15 protein-coding genes are annotated in these 17,866 nt (G+C 49.7%); 9 read left to right on the top strand and 6 right to left on the bottom strand.

Annotated features, from left to right (window positions below; translation table 11 throughout):
• Window positions 1–34 precede the first annotated feature (34 nt).
• The 4 genes from FN808_RS00420 (at window position 35) to cdaA (ending at window position 3,553) form a co-directional block, all read left to right on the top strand.
• Complete coding sequence (locus tag FN808_RS00420; protein ID WP_246068240.1) at window positions 35–1,237, top strand: alkaline phosphatase family protein; 1,203 nt, start codon at window positions 35–37, stop codon at window positions 1,235–1,237.
• Window positions 1,238–1,324: 87 nt separating this feature from the next.
• Entirely contained in the window at window positions 1,325–1,666 is a 342-nt protein-coding gene (locus tag FN808_RS00415; RefSeq protein ID WP_142712569.1) for a DUF3470 domain-containing protein, read from the top strand.
• Window positions 1,667–1,678: 12 nt separating this feature from the next.
• Window positions 1,679–2,515: a dihydropteroate synthase gene (folP, locus tag FN808_RS00410; RefSeq protein WP_142712568.1), complete on the top strand. Its 837-nt coding sequence runs from the start codon at window positions 1,679–1,681 to the stop codon at window positions 2,513–2,515.
• A gap of 219 nt (window positions 2,516–2,734) precedes the next feature.
• Window positions 2,735–3,553, top strand: a complete 819-nt coding sequence (gene cdaA / locus FN808_RS00405) for a diadenylate cyclase CdaA (protein ID WP_142712567.1) — start codon at window positions 2,735–2,737, stop codon at window positions 3,551–3,553.
• Here cdaA and FN808_RS00400 read toward each other — a convergent pair.
• The 4 genes from FN808_RS00400 to FN808_RS00385 form a co-directional block, all read right to left on the bottom strand.
• Window positions 3,550–4,488, bottom strand: a complete 939-nt coding sequence (locus FN808_RS00400) for a patatin-like phospholipase family protein (RefSeq protein WP_142712566.1) — start codon at window positions 4,486–4,488, stop codon at window positions 3,550–3,552. The genes cdaA and FN808_RS00400 overlap by 4 nt on opposite strands.
• A gap of 35 nt (window positions 4,489–4,523) precedes the next feature.
• Entirely contained in the window at window positions 4,524–5,630 is a 1,107-nt protein-coding gene (gene meaB / locus FN808_RS00395) for a methylmalonyl Co-A mutase-associated GTPase MeaB (RefSeq protein WP_246068239.1), read from the bottom strand.
• 131 nt (window positions 5,631–5,761) lie between these two features.
• The gene (gene scpA / locus FN808_RS00390; RefSeq protein ID WP_142712565.1) at window positions 5,762–7,891 is read right to left on the bottom strand and encodes a methylmalonyl-CoA mutase; all 2,130 of its coding nucleotides are present in this window, start codon (window positions 7,889–7,891) and stop codon (window positions 5,762–5,764) included.
• Window positions 7,892–7,956: 65 nt separating this feature from the next.
• Entirely contained in the window at window positions 7,957–9,978 is a 2,022-nt protein-coding gene (locus tag FN808_RS00385) for a methylmalonyl-CoA mutase family protein (protein ID WP_142712564.1), read from the bottom strand.
• A 170-nt stretch (window positions 9,979–10,148) separates the two neighbouring features.
• Between FN808_RS00385 and FN808_RS00380 the strand changes: the two genes are divergently transcribed.
• The 3 genes from FN808_RS00380 to FN808_RS00370 all read left to right on the top strand — a co-directional run bounded on the left by FN808_RS00380 (window position 10,149) and on the right by FN808_RS00370 (window position 13,148).
• Window positions 10,149–11,312 (top strand): acyl-CoA dehydrogenase, encoded by a 1,164-nt coding sequence (locus FN808_RS00380; RefSeq protein ID WP_142712563.1) that lies wholly within the window; start codon window positions 10,149–10,151, stop codon window positions 11,310–11,312.
• Window positions 11,313–11,566: 254 nt separating this feature from the next.
• Window positions 11,567–12,493, top strand: a complete 927-nt coding sequence (locus FN808_RS00375; protein WP_142712562.1) for a PAS domain-containing protein — start codon at window positions 11,567–11,569, stop codon at window positions 12,491–12,493.
• A gap of 211 nt (window positions 12,494–12,704) precedes the next feature.
• Complete coding sequence (locus FN808_RS00370; protein ID WP_142712561.1) at window positions 12,705–13,148, top strand: SufE family protein; 444 nt, start codon at window positions 12,705–12,707, stop codon at window positions 13,146–13,148.
• A 97-nt stretch (window positions 13,149–13,245) separates the two neighbouring features.
• Here the strand turns inward: FN808_RS00370 and FN808_RS00365 are convergent, their stop codons facing one another.
• On the bottom strand, window positions 13,246–13,455 hold the full coding sequence (locus tag FN808_RS00365; RefSeq protein ID WP_073059899.1) for a cold-shock protein: 210 nt from the start codon (window positions 13,453–13,455) through the stop codon (window positions 13,246–13,248).
• 557 nt (window positions 13,456–14,012) lie between these two features.
• On the opposite strand from FN808_RS00365, the gene FN808_RS00360 reads away from it, so the two are divergent.
• A complete protein-coding gene (locus tag FN808_RS00360; RefSeq protein WP_221929863.1) occupies window positions 14,013–16,220 on the top strand; it encodes a carbohydrate binding family 9 domain-containing protein in 2,208 nt (735 codons plus the stop codon).
• A gap of 121 nt (window positions 16,221–16,341) precedes the next feature.
• Entirely contained in the window at window positions 16,342–16,992 is a 651-nt protein-coding gene (locus tag FN808_RS00355) for a class I SAM-dependent methyltransferase (RefSeq protein ID WP_142712560.1), read from the top strand.
• Between the two features lie 40 nt (window positions 16,993–17,032).
• Here FN808_RS00355 and FN808_RS00350 read toward each other — a convergent pair whose 3' ends face one another.
• Window positions 17,033–17,800, bottom strand: a complete 768-nt coding sequence (locus FN808_RS00350) for an ROK family protein (RefSeq protein WP_142712559.1) — start codon at window positions 17,798–17,800, stop codon at window positions 17,033–17,035.
• Window positions 17,801–17,866: the final 66 nt, after the last annotated feature.

Here is a 17,866-nt window from a genome sequence, read left to right as displayed (position 1 = left end):
TCATACAAGGATTTCAAACGTCATATTACTCTTCATGCTGCTGGCAGGTGTTCTTGCAGGCTGTTCCCGGGATAAACAGGGGACTGCAAAGCCGAAGAAACTGCTGCTTGTCTCATTTGACGGCTTCCGCTATGACTACCTGGATAAAGCAGCGACCCCTCATTTTGACAGCCTCGCGGCTGAAGGGGTGACGGGCGACGGACTTGTCCCCGTTTTTCCAAGCAAAACATTTCCAAATCACTATGCCATAGCCACCGGTCTGTATCCCGAAAGCTCGGGTTTTGTCGGCAATACAATGTATGATCCACGGTGGGAGGAGTGGTACCGCATCCGTGACCGTGAAGCGGTTGAAGACGGAAGATGGTACGGAGGGGAACCCATATGGAATACATTCGAAAAGCAGGGACTGCGTACCGGTACGATGTTCTGGGTAGGTTCAGAAGCTGATATCCAGCAGCGGCACCCTACCTATTGGAAGACATTTAATGATAATATCTCTTCCAGGGCACGGGTCGATACGGTCGTAAAGTGGCTGAGCTACCCGGAAGACCGGGCGGTGGATTTTGCCACGCTGTATTTCGAGCATGTCGATGCCATGGGGCATCGCTTTGGTACAGAATCGGATTCACTGATTGCGGCCATACAGGAAGCGGACCAGACGATCGGTTATCTGAAAGAACAGTTGAAGAAGAAAGGGTTGTGGCAGGAAATCAACCTGCTGGTGGTGTCCGACCACGGGATGATTGATCTTGCCCGGGATAAAGTCATTGAGCTGGACCGGATAATCAACATGGAGAATGCTGAACGGATTATTTGGGGACCGTTGACGATGATTGAGCCCCTCAGGGGAAAGAAAGAAGAGATGTATCAGGACCTTAAAGCTGAGGCAGAACATTACCGGGTTTACAGAAAAGAGGATATTCCGGAGCGCTATCATCTGAAAAACCATCGGCGGGTAACGGATCTTATTATGATAGCAGATCTGGGGTATACGATTTTGCATTCCTCGAATCGGCAGCGGTTTGCCAAGTCGCTGCCGCGGGCCACACATGGTTACGATCCGGCTGAAAAAGCCATGCAGTCGTTTTTCATAGCGCACGGCCCGGCATTTAAAAAAGGGAGCCGGGTAGGGGCTTTTCAGAATATACATCTCTATGAATTAATGAATAAGCTTATGGGCACCCGGCCGGCTCAGAATGACGGTTCACTGGACAGTGTTAAAGTGCTTCTAAATTAAATTTGTTGGCATAAAACGTTGCATCTATCCACAGAAGCCGGGATATTTAGTCCAACTTTAAAACAACAATAGAATACGCAATTTCCGATGGCATATGTAGTAACCGAACCATGTATTAACTGCAAGTACACCAACTGTGCGGCAGTTTGCCCGGTTGATGCTTTTCGAGAAGGACCTAATTTCCTTACGATTGATCCGCTCGAATGCATCGACTGTGATGCATGCGTAGCCGAATGTCCGGTAGAGGCCATTTACCCTGATGATGAAGTTCCCATGGAGTGGGAGCACTATATTGATCTGAATGAGCGGCTGGCCGACCAGTGGTTCGATCGGATTATCAACGAGACCAAGGAAGAGCTGCCCAATGCTGATGAATGGGCCGAAGTGGAAGATAAGCTGGATCAGCTTCAGGAAGAGTGGGAAGATTGATATCCACACTATATGCAACTGACCGTCAGGGATAAAATATTGGATCTAACCTTGCCCAGGGTGATGGGTATTCTGAATGCTACGCCCGATTCCTTTTCCGACGGAGGCATATACAATGAAGATGAACCGGCACTGAATCGTATTGAGGAAATGGTGTCCCGGGGAGCATCCATGATTGATGTCGGTGGTGAATCCACCCGTCCGGGGGCCGATCCTGTTTCACAGGGGGAGGAGCTTGAGAGGGTGATTCCTGTTTTGAAACAGGCCATTCCCAAATATCCCGATGTATTCTTTTCTGTTGATACGACCAAATACCGGGTGGCCGAGGAAGCGCTAAAATGCGGCGTGCACCTGGTTAATGATGTCAGTGGACTGAATGATCCACGTCTGGTTGAGCTCTGCGTTGAATACGGGGCAGGCTATATCCTGATGCACAGCCAGGGCGATCCCAGGACCATGCAGGACGATCCCGCCTATGATGATGTGGTCAACGACCTGTTTCTGTTTTTTAAAGAGAAGACAGCGCTGGCAGAGCAAAAGGGGCTCCGGCAGATCATTATCGATCCGGGGATCGGCTTCGGCAAGACGTTAGCCCACAACGTGGCGCTCCTTTCCGGGCTGGAAACGTTTCAATCCCTGGGATATCCCATCCTGGTGGGCGCTTCCCGGAAAAGTATGATCGGCGAGATGCTTGAAGGCCGTCCTGTTGATGACCGGTTGATTGGAACAGTGGTCACTCATTACCATGCCATGCTGAACGGAGCCAACATAATCCGCGTGCACGATGTAAAAGAGGCTGTTGACTCGCTAATGATATACAAGGCCCTGAAGAGAGTATCGTCGCATTAATTGCACAAGAGTGCCCATTTGCACCGTGCCGGTCTTTGGTCGACAGCCGATCCCTCCCCGCCTCTTGCCTCCCTGTATGTATACTTCGGAAGGAACAGCAGTGGCTTTTCCGCAATCGTAGGCGTCCTTCTGCAATGATAATTTTTCAAGGCAGTACAAAATTGCTTAAAATTATAGTTATATTTCCTCAAAGAATGTTCAGTTAAACGAGATACTCCCTTGATTCCCATTGGATTCTTAGAATTTGGTCTTAAAGACTTTATCGAGGTCTTTATTATTACCATGGTTCTGTTCTACCTGTATCGGTGGATTAGGGGAACCTTTGCCATCCAGGCGGCAGTAGGGCTTGTCTTTATCATTATTATTAATGCTGCTGTGAGTGCCCTTGGTCTGAGTACAATCAATTTTATTCTCCGGGGGATTCTTGATGTAGGGGTGTTAGCCGTTTTTATTATTTTTCAACCTGAAATCCGCAAGCTTCTGTACCGGCTGGGCCAGAATACCAATTTGGACCGGTTTTTTGTCCGTTCCAATCCCGATACGGTTATTGATGAAGTTATCGACGCGGTTCGCAATATGTCGCATACCCAGACGGGGGCGCTTATCGTCTTTGCCCGTTCTTCATCGCTTCAGGATTTGGTTGATGTGGGGGTCAAGCTCGATGCACGGGTCAACAGCGAATTGCTGCAGACGATTTTTCAAAAAACGACCCCCCTGCATGACGGTGCAGTCGTAATCCGGAATAATCGAATTGTGGCGGCCAGCTGTTACCTGCCCATCTCACAAAACCAGAACATTTCGTCTGTATTTGGAACCCGCCATCGTGCGGCAGTGGGTATTACGGAAACCAACAATGTGTTCGTCGTCGTGGTTTCGGAAGAAACAGGGCGTATTTCTGTGGCCCAGAAAGGTTCACTTACCAGCGGGCTGACGATCCAGAAATTGCGAAGCGAGATGCAGGAGGCGCTGGGCGAGCAGACGATGGATGAGGATAGTGTCGCTTTTTCTTCGGCCAAGTCAGAGCTCAACATGAGCTAAACATCCAGGTCATCAGACTGGTTTAATATCTTTTCAGCACGTCTTTTCCCCCTTTCATAGCGTTCCTGAAGGATATCTTCTCCGAAGTCGAGGGAATCGCCAAGAGTTTCAACGGGAGCCACAATCTGGGAATCGATGTACTTGTAGGCCATACCATTGGGTTTTTCCAGCAGGGCACCCTGCCGGGCCGCTTGACCCACCAGCCGGTTGATTTGTACAAAGCGCTTGATGTCTTCTATGAATATTTCATCCAGCATCACTTCAACAGTTCGCTTGGCAATTTGCAGGATATCGTCCACCTCTGCCTTTTCCTGGCGGCCGTCCAGAGGCTCCGTAGGGATAATAACGATTTCATCGGGGTTATACGGAAGTATTTCAGCAATAGGGGAGATATTACGGATGCCGCCGTCTACCAGTGTTTGATTGTAAAAGTCCACCGGTTCAAATTGAACAGGGATAGCCGAGGAGGCCATGATACGCAGGATGTCATCTTCGTCAATTTTATGTCCATCTTGTCGAACGGTGGCTTTGACATAGTGGCCGCTTTCGAGCGACACAAAACCAAAATGAAAGGGAATCCGGATCTCTTTCCCGAATAAGTGACTGGAGAGCAGTCGTTTTAGTGGTTCCAGGCCATGAAGCCCCCGCGGGTGACGCGAAAAACCAATTTTATACAGTACAAATTGCTGAATGACATCCGTGATTGAACGGGTGCGCAAAACATCGCTTTTCTGAAGGGCATCCCAGAGCTCTTGCAGTTGCTCAAACTGCCGGGTGGCGATCATCGAACCATTGAGGGCACCTACACTGACGCCGCTGAGCAGGTCGAACTCATAACCGTGATTGTAGAAGGTATCCAGGGCTCCAACCTGGAAGGCGCCTTTGGCGCCGCCCCCTGAAAGTACCAGCGCTATTTTCTTAGTGGAATCAGGCATCTATGCAATGATAATCATATACTAATTTAAATAAATTAAGGTTTATTTTGAATTGTATTAAAATATTGATCCAATAATTGCTGGGCGGCCCGGAAAGAGGTGAGTTCACCGTTCAGTACTTTCTTTTCCATGGCCGGTGTCAGCTGCTTTATTTTTGGATGCCCGAAGAAATGGTTCTCAAGCCGGTTCTTGATAGTATCATACATCCAGTATTTTGCCTGGCGCTTTCTTTTGCTGTCAAAGTAACCGTTTTTCTTGGTTAGCTCCACATATTCCATGATGAGTTCCCATATTTCAGTGATGCCATCGGAAGTAAGGGCAGAGCAGGTCGTAACCCGCGGTTGCCATCCCGATTCCGATTCGGGATAAAGGTGAAGGGCCCTTTGATATTCCCCTACGGCCTGCTGCAGGGCTTTCTGTTCGGTTTCATCTGCTTTGTTAATGGCAATGGCATCAGCCATCTCCATGATGCCGCGCTTAATGCCCTGCAGTTCATCTCCTGCTCCGGCCAGCATGAGCAGCAGGAAAAAATCAACCATGGAGTGAACGGCTGTTTCGGACTGGCCGACGCCTACCGTCTCAATGAAAATGGTATCGTAGCCTGCAGCCTCGCAGAGGTAGATGGTTTCACGAGTGGTGCGTGCAATGCCACCCAGGGCGCCGCTTGTGGGCGAGGGACGGATAAAGGCGTGGTCACTCCGGGCCAGGGTTTCCATGCGGGTTTTGTCGCCCAGGATGCTGCCTTTGCTGCGGGTGCTGCTGGGGTCTATCGCCAGCACAGCAAGGCGCCGCCCCCGGTCGATAATATGATTGCCCAGGGTTTCAATAAAAGTACTTTTGCCGACCCCGGGCACACCTGTTATGCCAACGCGTACTGCATGGCCGGTTGCTGGCAGGTACTGCTCAATAATTTTCTGGGCCAGATCCCGGTGTTCAGTTTTCGTGCTTTCGATAAGCGTAATTGCGCGGCTCAGCACTGTTCGGTTGCCCGATTTTATTCCATTGACATAGTCGTCCAGTGAAAGCGTTGCCCCTCTTTTCTCAGCATGTTGATGTCTTTTCGGATTGATGGCACTGTTCAAATGTTCTTTTCCTTTGCTCAACGGGAGGGGGTTGTCGTTATCTGGGTTTTCTTTTGGCACGATATCCTGAATGATAATATTAAAGGTAATACAGTATAACAAAGGGGTTGAAACCACCCGAAGTCACGCGGGGATTTTTTTTGTCGACTGTTGATACTCCCTTATATAGGTTTGTATTCTGGATTATCTGTTTACTTATGAGTATCCATGAGGATTTTCAGCAGCTGCCGGGCGGCCAGGGATATCGCAGTGCCCGGCCCGAAAATTCCGACCACACCCTTGTCGTAAAGAAATTCGTAATCCTGCTGGGGGATGACGCCGCCCACAATGACCATGATGTCCTCGCGTCCCAGTCGTTCAAGCTCGTCAATGACTTGGGGGACAAGCGTCTTGTGCCCGCCGGCCAGGCTGGATACGCCTACAATATGGACGTCGTTTTCCACCGCCTGCCGGGCGGCCTCAGCCGGTGTCTGAAAGAGGGGGCCAATATCAACATCAAAGCCCAGATCGGCAAAACTGGTGGAGATGACCTTGGCACCGCGGTCATGGCCATCCTGGCCTATTTTAGCAACCATAATACGGGGGCGCCGTCCCTCCAACTCTGCAAATTGGTCAGCTAAGGCTTGTGCCTGTTTAAAATTTTCATCATCCTCTATCTCGGAAGAATACACGCCGGATATCGATCTTACGGTTGCCTTGTAACGTCCGAATACCTGCTCCATCGCATCAGAAATCTCTCCGAGGGTAGCCCGGTTTCGGGCCGCGGAAACGGCTGCCTCCAATAAGTTCCCCTGACCGGATTCCGCCACCTGTGTGAGTCGGTTCAGCGCTGTGTCTACCTTGTCTCTGTCGCGCTCTTTTCTGAGTTTTCTAAGCCGTTCGAGCTGGGCCTGCCGGACTTTGGTGTTGTCTACTTCAAGTATATCAATCGGATCCTCTTTGTCAAGCAAATATTTGTTGACGCCCACAATGGTATCCTTGCCGGAATCAATGCGCGCTTGTTTTTTTGCTGCTGCCTCCTCAATTCGCATTTTGGGCAGTCCCGTCTCAATAGCTTGTGCCATGCCGCCGAGTTCTTCAATCTCTTGGATCAGTTCCCAGGCCCGGCGTGCGATGCGATCTGTCAGGTATTCCACATAATACGAACCGCCCCATGGATCAACGGCCTGGGTAATGCCGGTTTCTTCCTGTAGGTAAAGCTGGGTATTTCGGGCAATGCGAGCCGAAAAATCGGTTGGAAGCGCCATGGCCTCATCCAGCGCATTGGTGTGCAGCGACTGGGTATGTCCCAGCACAGCGGCCATGGCCTCGATGGTTGTACGTGCCACGTTATTATAGGGGTCCTGCCTGGTCAGGCTCCATCCCGACGTTTGACTGTGGGTGCGCAGGGACATGGATTTGGGGTTTTCGGGATCAAACTGTTTCACCAGTTTGGCCCAGAGCATTCTCCCGGCGCGCATCTTGGCAATTTCCATAAAGTGATTCATGCCAATAGCCCAAAAGAAGGACACTCTGGGCGCAAAATCATCAATATCCAGCCCGGCATCCAGCCCGGTACGCAGGTATTCAAGTCCGTTGGCAAGCGTATAGGCAAGCTCCAGGTCGCAGGTGGCACCGGCTTCCTGCATATGGTATCCCGACACGGAGATGGAATTGAATTTGGGCATGTACTGCGAAGTGTATTCAAAAATATCTCCAATGATACGCATCGAAGGTCCGGGCGGATAGATATAAGTGTTGCGCACCATGAATTCCTTGAGGATGTCGTTTTGGATGGTGCCGCTGAGCTTTTCTTGTGAAATCCCCTGTTCCTCTGCCGTAACGATATAAAAGGCCATAATTGGTATTACAGCTCCATTCATGGTCATCGAAACAGACATCTCATCCAGCGGAATATGATCAAAAAGAACTTTCATATCCAGGATGGAGTCGATGGCAACGCCAGCTTTACCGATATCACCGGCCACTCTCGGATGGTCGGAATCGTAGCCCCGGTGTGTTGCCAGGTCAAAGGCGACCGACAACCCTTTTTGTCCCTGGGCGAGGTTGCGCCGGTAGAATGCATTCGACTCTTCCGCCGTTGAAAAACCCGAGTATTGGCGGATGGTCCAGGGTCGTACGGTATACATAGTGGCATAGGGCCCGCGGAGGAAAGGAGGGAGGCCGGCCGCATAATCCAGGTGTTCCAGTTGCTTAATGTCGGTCTCGGTGAATCGCGGTTTCAGGGGAATCTGCTCAGCAGTCTGCCACTTGGTGCCGGTTTGGTTGGTTTCCGTTGTAAAGGATGAGTCAAATGCTATATCAGAAAAATCAGGTCTCATAGCCGTCAGGGATTTGGAAACTCAAGATCGGGAATATGGGCATTCCCAATGCTGATGGTTTAGTTCTAAATTACACGAAGCTTTTTTTGAAAACGTCTGAGTATTTTGAGGGCATTACAGTGTTCATAAATGAACTCATCAACGCCGGCCTCCTCGTAGCGTTCCTTATCCTGGCCGGGCTTTCCCGCCAGAACGAACATCGGCGGGCGGTCCACTTTGGAGATCGCAGCCCCGGCTTTCGGCACGAGTGTGTTATAGGCGTCATCAGAACTGCAAAGGACAGCAATATCGGGCTTTTGTTTTTCAATAGCCTTCAGCCCTTCTTCCAGGGAGTCAAAACCGGTGGGGCTTTTAATACGGTAGCCCAGACAGCCGAAGAAATTGCTTGCGAAAGCAGAACGGGCTTTTCTTTGTTTCTTGTCGCCCAGCGGGAGCATGAGCACGGTGGGCGTCGTGGGATGCTTATCGGTGGCCAGGCGCAGCTCCTCAAAGGCCCGCGGCCCGCGATAGGGTTCGAGGACGGGGAATGCCGGTGCCCCGGAATCAATAAGGAGGGGGATCACATCAGCCAGACGGGCCTGCCGGGCAAAGGCATCGGCCAGGTACTGCATCGTATCATCAGTACTGCTTTGGATGCTGAAATCGCTGGACTGGCGGAGAGCCACGGTTGGGTTGTCCCGGTCAATGTTCTCATGCATGGTTTCTTCAGGGCTTGTGTACCGGTTGGTGCCTACAAAAGTACGTCTGCGCCGGGCAATTGCCTGGTTTCGTTTGGTTTTCGAATCCTCTATTGCTGATTGTACAGTACCATTTTCTATGGCCTGCATTAAGCCGCCTTCTGCCTCCACCTCCCTGAAGATATCCCATGCTTTACGGCCAATTTCATCTGTCAGGCATTCAATATAATAGGAGCCGGCGGCCGGGTCCGCCACCTTGTCAAGGTACGCCTCTTCGCGGAAAATCAGTTGCTGGTTTCGGGCAATACGCTGGGAAAAGTCGCTGGATTTGCGGAAATGCTGATCGAAGGGGCGGATCGTTATGGAGTTGCAGCCGGCGATGGCCGCTGACATTCCTTCCGTAGCAGTACGCAGCATATTGGTATAAGGGGCATAGAGCGTCTTGTTCCCCTGTGAAGTTTCAGCATGTATTGACGCGCTGCACTGCCCGGGGACACCACCGTAGGCTTCGACCAGGTTTTTCCAGAGCAGCCGGGCAGCCCGGAATTTGGCAATTTCCAGAAAGTAGTTGGATCCCGCGGAAAAATTAAAATGAAGCAGCTGTCCGGCCTGAGTCGTTTCAACATTTCTTTCCGTGAGGATGGACAGGTATTCCGAGGCAGCAGCCGTGGCAAATCCCAACTCCTGAATAATAGTGGCGCCGCTGTTGTGATAACTGCGCGCATCGATGGCCAGGGGGCGTACCCCGGACATGGCACGATCAGTCACAAAGCGGGAGATATAGACGATATCTTCACTTAGCAGGGTCTTCTTTTTAGGATAACGGCCGTTATGCAGAAGGTAGGTGGCGGGGTCATAGTTAAATGTAGCACGTACTTTCTGCGGGTTCAGTTCCTGTTCATGCACCTCGTTAAAGAGCATGGCCAGCAATGCCGGCGAAATAAGTCCCGCATCAAAGTGAAGAGAAATGGTTTCAAGCGAAATTCCATTAACCAGTGTGGAGAAGTCAGATTGGCACTGAATGGGAATCCCTGTCAGATGTCTCACCGGCGCGTCCTCCAATCGGCTGACGTCCAGGTGGAATTGCAGGGCGTCAGAGCCTCTGTTCAGGGCCTTCCGGGCGGAAACATTGGCTTCGGAAAGGGACGCTTCTGAAACAGGCTCCCGAATTTCCCATTCATTGGAAGCGTCTTCCGGCAATATTTTGGGAATTGGCTGGTGCCGGGGAATTTCCTTAAGATTCTCTCTTCGGTAAAAAGGGAGGGGGGCAATGCCTTCTCCGCTATGCCATCGAAGAGTCCGGCGGTAATTGCCGTCGTTCAGATCCGTTTTTATTTTCTGCTCCCACGCACTGGTTGATACAGCGGGAAATTCATCAAAATCGAGCGGCCGGTCTTTAGGGTCAGTCATGGTACGGTTCAGCTTACTTAAGGGTGTTATCAAAATAATGAGCCTCGCATTACTTTACTAATGGATTGGAAAAGCATCGGTGAATAGATAAATTGAAGGCAATTGGTTACAATGCAGTATAATACATTTGCAGTTTACCCTTAATGACCTGAACATCAACTATTTGTTATATGCCTCAGCCCAATCAAGTGCCCCCCGCATTGACCCAGCTCACGGAAGATGAGAAAATGCTCCGTGAGGCAGCCAAAGATTTTGCAGAAAGCCAGATCAGGCCTAGGGTCCAGGCGATGGATGAAGCAGCGGAGCTGGATTCCGAGCTTGTGACTCAGTTTTTTGATATGGGATTGATGGGGATAGAGATCCCCGAAACCTATCGCGGGGCTGGTGGATCGTTCTTCATGTCGATTGTTGCCATAGAACAGATTTCCCGCGTTGATGCTTCTACCGGGGTTTTTATGGATGTGCAGAATACCCTGGTCAACAATGCATTTCTAAACTGGGCGAGCGATGACATCCGCGAGCGTTATCTTCCGCAGCTGGCCACTGAAAAAGTGGGAGCCTATTGCCTTTCAGAGGCCGGATCGGGCAGTGATGCTTTTGCCCTCAAAACAACGGCCAGCAAAGAAGGTGGCGACTATATACTGAACGGCTCCAAAATGTGGATTACAAATGCCAGGGAAGCGGATATTTTTCTGGTGTTTGCCACAGTTGATCCGGGAGCAGGTTATAAAGGGATTACGGCTTTTATCGTGGAACGCGATTTTGAAGGCTTTTCGGTATCGAAAAAGGAAAATAAGCTGGGCATTCGGGCCAGTTCCACCTGCGAGATATCTCTGGACAACTGCCGGGTTCCCGAAGAGAATGTACTGGGTGAAGTAGGAAAAGGTTACAAGGTGGCTATGGATACGCTCAATGAAGGACGGATTGGTATCGGGGCGCAGATGGTGGGTATCGCCCAGGGGGCGATGGATGCCGCTTTGAAATACACCCAGGAACGAAAGCAGTTTGGTAAAAATATTGCAGATTTTCAGGGGGTCCGGTTTCAACTCGCTAAAATGGCAACCAATATCGAAACCGCCCGTCTGCTGGTTTATAACTCGGCCCGGCTGAAAGAAAACGGGAAGAGTTTTCTGAAGGAGGCGGCCATGGCCAAGTATCATGCATCGGAGGTGGCAGAAAATGTCAGTTCCCTGGCTATCGATCTCTTTGGAGGATATGGCTACGTAAAGGAATATCCCGTTGAAAAATATTACCGTGACGCCAAAATTGGTAAAATTTACGAGGGAACTTCCAACATGCAGCTGAATACCATTTCGAAACTTTTATTGGAATAGTATTTAAGGAACCGGCAAGCCTATTTATTTGCTATTAAATACCTATATTTGGGTTATTTGAATTTCAAATCATCTCTGCATACTCTTTTGGAGGGTCGGGCTGGAGCCTGTCTGTTAAAAAAATGTTATTCTTTGGAATGATTTGTTTTATTGTTTGTGTTTGGAGTGAGTGTTTCAGTGGAATCACGCAGCATAGTACCAAAGTGATTGCCTAACCTTTCTTAACTATAAATTGCACTTATATTGGACTGAATATGTTACCGGACGATTTAAAGAACCTAAGAGATCTTTGTAAAGATGAGCAGAGTTTTGAAAAAATAAAAAAGAGCATTGCGTCGCTGGTCGAGGAGAGAGATAAAACCAAACACCAGCTGAGCCTCCTGGAAGCTGCCATCAAGGATGATTATGAGTCGATTTTAATTACAGAACTCAATTTGGAAGAGCCGGGTCCAGAGATCGTATATGTTAATGACGGGTTTTGCGAGATAACAGGGTATTCACGGGAAGAAGTGATGGGCAAAACCCCCCGAATCCTGCAGGGACCCAAGACCGATCGCGAGGTGCTGGACAAGCTCAAGGAACGGCTGATAAACGGGCAGTGCTTTTTTGGCCAGGCCATCAATTATCGAAAAGACGGCAGTGAATTTGTCAACCAGTGGGATATACACCCGCTTACCAACGAGGAGGGCGTTCCCACACACTGGGTCTCTTACCAGCATGATATCACCGAACGAAAGCGTGCCGAACAGCAATTTATTGATACCAAGATTGAGTTTGACGAACTTCGTGAGGAAAGCTACTGCACTGCTATAGATATCGACTCAGAGGGCAATGTGATTTCTGCAAATAACGCCTTTGCCGCGCTCACAGGATATACGAAAGATGAATTGAAAGATTGCAAGGTCTGGGAATTCTTTCCCGATAAATACACCCATTCACTGAAAAAACGGTTTACAGAAGATGACGGAGAAAGTCTGCTCAATGGGAAGGAATTCAAGGCGCTGATTAAGCACAAGTCGGGCCTTCCTATCCAGGTAAAGGGGCAGTCGCGGGTGCTCGATCTCAAGGACCAACAGGTTATCCGGGTTGAAATAGAGAATATCTCTCTGCAGAAAAAGGTGATGGATTCACTGAGAAAACGGCACTATAATCTGAACAAAGAAACAGGAAACGCAGAATAAGTATCCTGCCGGCACCGTTGACACTCTGCGGATCGCATCCAGGTTGGTGGTAAGATACGCATCCCGTACAACGGGCTTGCAAGCAAGTGACAGGCTTCTGTTGGGACCGCTAACTTCTCATTGCCGGGAAGGCATGCCGGGACGATCTTAAATTCCTCATCATTTATTTGTATTTTAATATTATATGAGGATGAATCTTTAGCATAAGCTTATGCCTGACATACACGACATAGAGCAACAGATTATCAAGGAATTTGAGTCGCTGAGCGACTGGACCGAGCGTTATAAGCATATTATCAAGCAGGGGCGCTCACTGGACCCCCTGGATGACCAATACAAGGTGGAGGAAAACCTTGTACGGGGCTGCCAGTCACAGGTATGGCTGCATACCCATCTGGAAGATGGGAAGGTGATCTTTGAAGCCGACAGCGATGCAGCTATTACCAAGGGATTGGTAGCATTGATGGTGCGCTTTTATTCCAATCAAACGCCCGATGATATTATTGCCACCGATCCGACGTTCATTAAGAAAATAGGAATGCAGGAGCATCTGTCTCCCACCCGTTCCAATGGGCTGGCTTCAATGGTAAAACAGATGAAAATTTACGCGATGGCCTACAAGACCAAAATGGCGGAACAGCCTACGGATGCGTAAATAACGTCAATAATCCCCTGATTGCGACTAATCCCTGTATATAAAAAAAGCACCATTCATACATGGTGCTTTTATGTTATTGATGATCCCCTGTTCATCAAACAGGAATCACTTCTTGTGCCTGAAGTCCTTTTTCTCCTTCAGCAACAGTGAATTCGACTTCCTGGCCTTCTTCTAATTTTTTATAGCCTTCCATCTCAATTTCACTGTAGTGAACGAAAATATCTTCGCCTTCTTCTCGTGTGATGAATCCATAACCTTTACCGTTATGAAACCATTTAACCGTACCTACTTCGCGTTCTGCCATTGTTAATTCTCCAAAAAATTTTACTTCGTGTGCTACTTTAATGTTCAAAAACCGCCTGCTAACGCAGTATTTGGCCCTTGAACACCTAAGTATAGTATATTTTTTTTGGATTACCTACCGTATTTTGGGATCAATGCCAGATTAGCCTTTAGGTCCGTATTAAACACTTTCTGTTAAACAGCTTTGGCTGGCCTCTTTCATCCCGCTTGTGTGCTGTTGACGGGGAGAAGGACCCTATTTCATTCCATGCCAGAAGCAGGTATTTGTTATGCAAATCGGGAGAGAGCTCCCGTCTTTTTGCTATGGGGCCGGTGTCGTTGGCGGGAGAGATCCAGAGTTATTCAAGCTGGGCCACGGCGCATTAACAGTCGGCACGTCTGGTTACCGGGGTGATTCCAGGTGCTTGCTCAGGCGCAGCATCCCGGGATTCGGCGGGTCCGGAATTAATGAAGTTGGATGTTGGTTGTTTAAATCAAAATCCTTTTGTTAAGCAGAGTTGAATCGGGGTTATTTACCAATTGTAACCGTAATAGAACAGGGCATTACCAGAATTTAAAATGATGGAATTTTCCAGGCAGTTCGTACTATTTCTTTTACTATTTGGATTAACCACTCGGGTATCGGCCCAGGAAATGCAGGTTCAGAAGCAGGTTAACGCCTATCAGCTGGACGCGTCCGAGGAAGTTGCGTTGGACGGAAGGGTGGAGGAGGGGTTCTGGAAGAAAGTCGAGCCAGCGACTGGTTTCCGACAGCAGGAACCGAATGAGGGTGCCCGGGCCACAGAACAGACCGAAGTACGGATAGCCTATGATGAGGAGTACCTCTATCTCGGTGTTATTCTCTACGACAGTAACCCATCCGGCATTAAAGCGAACCAGAAAAGAAGGGATGTACGTATTGTAGCGGATGAACGCTTTACCTGGATTTTTGACACCTTTAACGATCAGCGTAGTGCCTACTTCCTGGAAGTCAATCCCAATGGGCTGCGGACTGATGGCCTCATCAGTACAGGGCAGGGTAACAGCATCAACCTCAACTGGGACGGGATCTGGGATGCCCGAACGGTGATTGGTGATTTTGGATGGTCGGCCGAGGTGAAAATTCCATTCCGAACCCTCAATTTTGATGTGGAAAGCGACCGCTGGGGCGCAAATTTTATGAGGGTGATTCGCCGTAAAAGTGAAACAGTGCTGTGGACCGGCTATCGACGCAACCAGGGGATTACCCGTCCGCAGAACGCCGGAACACTCACGGGTCTGACAGGTATGTCGCAGGGGCTGGGACTGGAGGTTGTACCATTCGGCATTATTGACGGTGTTGAGCAGGAAGGCAGTGATGTCGACTCCAATATTGATGGGGGACTGGATGTTAATTATAGTATTACGCCGAGCCTGAAGGCCTCACTAACGTTTAATACCGATTTTGCTGAATCGGAAGTGGATCAGCGGCAGGTAAACCTGACACGCTTCCCCCTGCAGTTTCCTGAACAGCGCGATTTTTTTCTGGAGGGAGCAAATATTTATGAATTTGCCCCCCGGAGTAACATCCACCCCTACTTCAGCCGGCGGATTGGCCTTAGGGGCGGTTCCCCCATTCCCATTACCTACGGTGCTCGCCTGCTGGGGAATGCCGGGAAATACAACCTGGCCCTTCTGCACGTGCGAACCGGCGAAAAGGGCCAGGTGGAGCCGGAGAATTTTTCGGTGGCCCGCATAAAGCGAAATATCGGTTCTGAGAGTACGGCCGGTATCATTTACACCCGCCGTTCCACGCAGGATGAACCCACCCAAAGCCCGGTATTGCAGGATCGGCATACATTGGGTGCAGACATTGAACTGGGGACTTCTGGTTTTCTTGGAAATAAGAATCTGCAGTTCCAGTCATTTTTTGTTTTCCATAATTCCCCCTACGTCTCTGATGATAGCACAAATGTATGGGACCGTTCATCTCGGGGACTGCGTCTTAATTTTCCCAATGAGCCGTGGTCGGGACATGTTTCCTACCGTGAGTTTGGGAATGCTTTCCGTCCGGCCCTGGGTTTTACGCCCCGGAATGCCTTTCGGCGGCTGCAGCCTTCCCTTTTTTACACCCCCCAGTTCGGGAAAAGTGAGCTTGTACAGCAGGTAGGCTGGGGCGTTCGGTTTGAACATCTCACAGACTTGGATTTTGAGCTCTTGACCCAGGAGCTTAGCTTTACGCTTTTTGATGCTACACTGATGAGCGGAGACCGCCTGGAATTTGATGTCAGGCGAAATTATGAGCGGCTGCAGCGCCCTTTTGATATCAGGCGGGACGGCTCAATTATTCTGCCGGTTGATGAATATGTGAACTGGGGGATTGAAACAGCCGTGGAAACGGCCTCATACCGCAAAATATCAGCAGAGCTCAATGTCAAAAGCGGGGGGTTTTGGTCCGGAAGCAGAACGCAGTACGCGGCAGAGATTACGCTGCGACCCTTTCCCGGCATTGAGCTGGCGCCTGAATATATCCGAACCAATGTGAGGCTGGAAGAGGATGATTTTACAACCGACCTGGTACGGCTTGAAGCAAATCTTGATTTTACGACGTCCCTGTTTTTAACCACCAACATACAGTTCGATAATCTCAGCAATCTGCTTGCGATGAACAATCGTCTGCGATGGATTATCGTACCGGGTTCCGATCTCTATCTGGTGTACAATCACAACTGGGTCGACAGGGCGGTGGGTTTTAGAACCATTCAGCGTTCAGGAGCCTTGAAGGTGAGCTACACCCACCGGTTTTAGGTGCATAACCGAAGGAACCAATTTATGAGAGCACCTACTTGACGAAACCGCCTATCATGCTATATTTATACTTGTAAAGGGTTGACTGGTGAAATTTTATTTTAATCCAAAGGTGGCTGTTATGATGAGAAGAAAAAAAGGATCCTGTTTCGATAGATGGCTGATGAGGGGAATTATGTTCTTCGGTTTATTCTTGTTGATTTCCCCGGCCTTTGTCGCGGCACAGAATATTACCGATGATGTCAATTGGCTGATTGAGGTGCTTAAGCTGGAGGAAGGATCGGTGGTAGCTGATATCGGGGCTGGCGATGGCAGCATATCGCTGGCGCTGGCTCGTCATGTGGGGACGAATGGAAAGATTTACAGTTCTGAACTGGGAGCCGATTCGGTTCGGTATCTCCGAAGGGTAGTTGATTCGGCCAATGTTTCAAATGTTACAGTAATGGAAGGTCATCCCAGTCGCACTAATTTACCTGAGCAGTGCTGCGATGCACTACTCCTGCGGAGGGTTTATCATCATTTTAAAGATCCGCTGCCCATGAACAAAAGCATGTTGGAATCGCTTAAGCCGGGCGGCCGGCTGGCCGTTATAGATTTTGAGCCGCGCGGGGGCGACAGTGCTGATCCTGCCAGGCGGGCATCGGCCAGCCATCACGGGGTTACAACTGAAACCGTGGTGAAGGAGCTCAGGCAGGCTGGTTTTGAGCTGGTCAGTTCGGAGCAGCCGGCCGGCCGGGATGTTTATGTGGTGGTTCGGAAGCCAGGGCGGTAGCCGGCTATCTCCACAGCTGATATGAAACAAGCCTTTTTATTTAGGTATTAGGCGGGTAGGCAGGTCGGGATGAGCCGCGGGCGGCGGCCATGGCAGCGCCTACAATTTTCGCCTCCCCCGGAAAGCTGGCAGCTTTGAGAGGGGTGTTTATTTTAATAAAAGGAAACACTTTCGGGGGAGGGCTGCTGAGCTGGCCGCAAAGGATAAACAGGCGGGGGTGGAATATTTTTTCAAAATTATCGAGCACGATCTGAAGGCGACTGGTCCAGCTTTCTTGTCGCAAGACGTCTTTTTTTCTGACCGTGTTGGTAGCATGCTCCGCTGCCGTCGTGCCCTGGATTTCAATGAATCCCAATTCTGTATTTGGAATCAATTGTCCATTGAAAAAAAGGGAAGAACCCATCCCGGAATTGATGGTAAGTACAATGGTGAGCCCCTCTTGATGCTGTCCGGCGCCAAATTGCATTTCGGCCAGGCCGGTGGCATCCGTATCGTTAATGACGGAAACGGGATTGTCGGTAATTTCAGAGAAAAGCTGTTCCGTGTTGGCATCGACCCAGGACTCATGAATGCGTTTTGTCGACAATACGATGCCCCGGTGCACGGGAGCCGGAAAGGCGCAGCCCACAGGACCTTCCCACTGAAATTCTTTGTTGACTACCTGGTGCAGCTGAGCCAGTACTTTATGTGGAATGGTCTCCTCCAGCGGCGGGGTGCTGATGCAGTCAGACAGCATTTTCCCTTCTGCTGTATCTACAACACATCCTTTTAGGCCGGAGTGTCTGATATCAATGCCCAGCACTTTCATGCCATGTCCTGGTTATGAGGTGATTGCCAAGAGTAGCCAAAGCGTTTATGCCTCAACATCGGAAAC

The organism is Fodinibius sediminis (genome assembly GCF_900182555.1).
GTDB classification, from domain to species: domain Bacteria; phylum Bacteroidota; class Rhodothermia; order Balneolales; family Balneolaceae; genus Fodinibius; species Fodinibius sediminis.
Note: the sequence above shows the minus strand (reverse complement) of the source record. Positions and strands in the feature narration are given on the sequence as shown.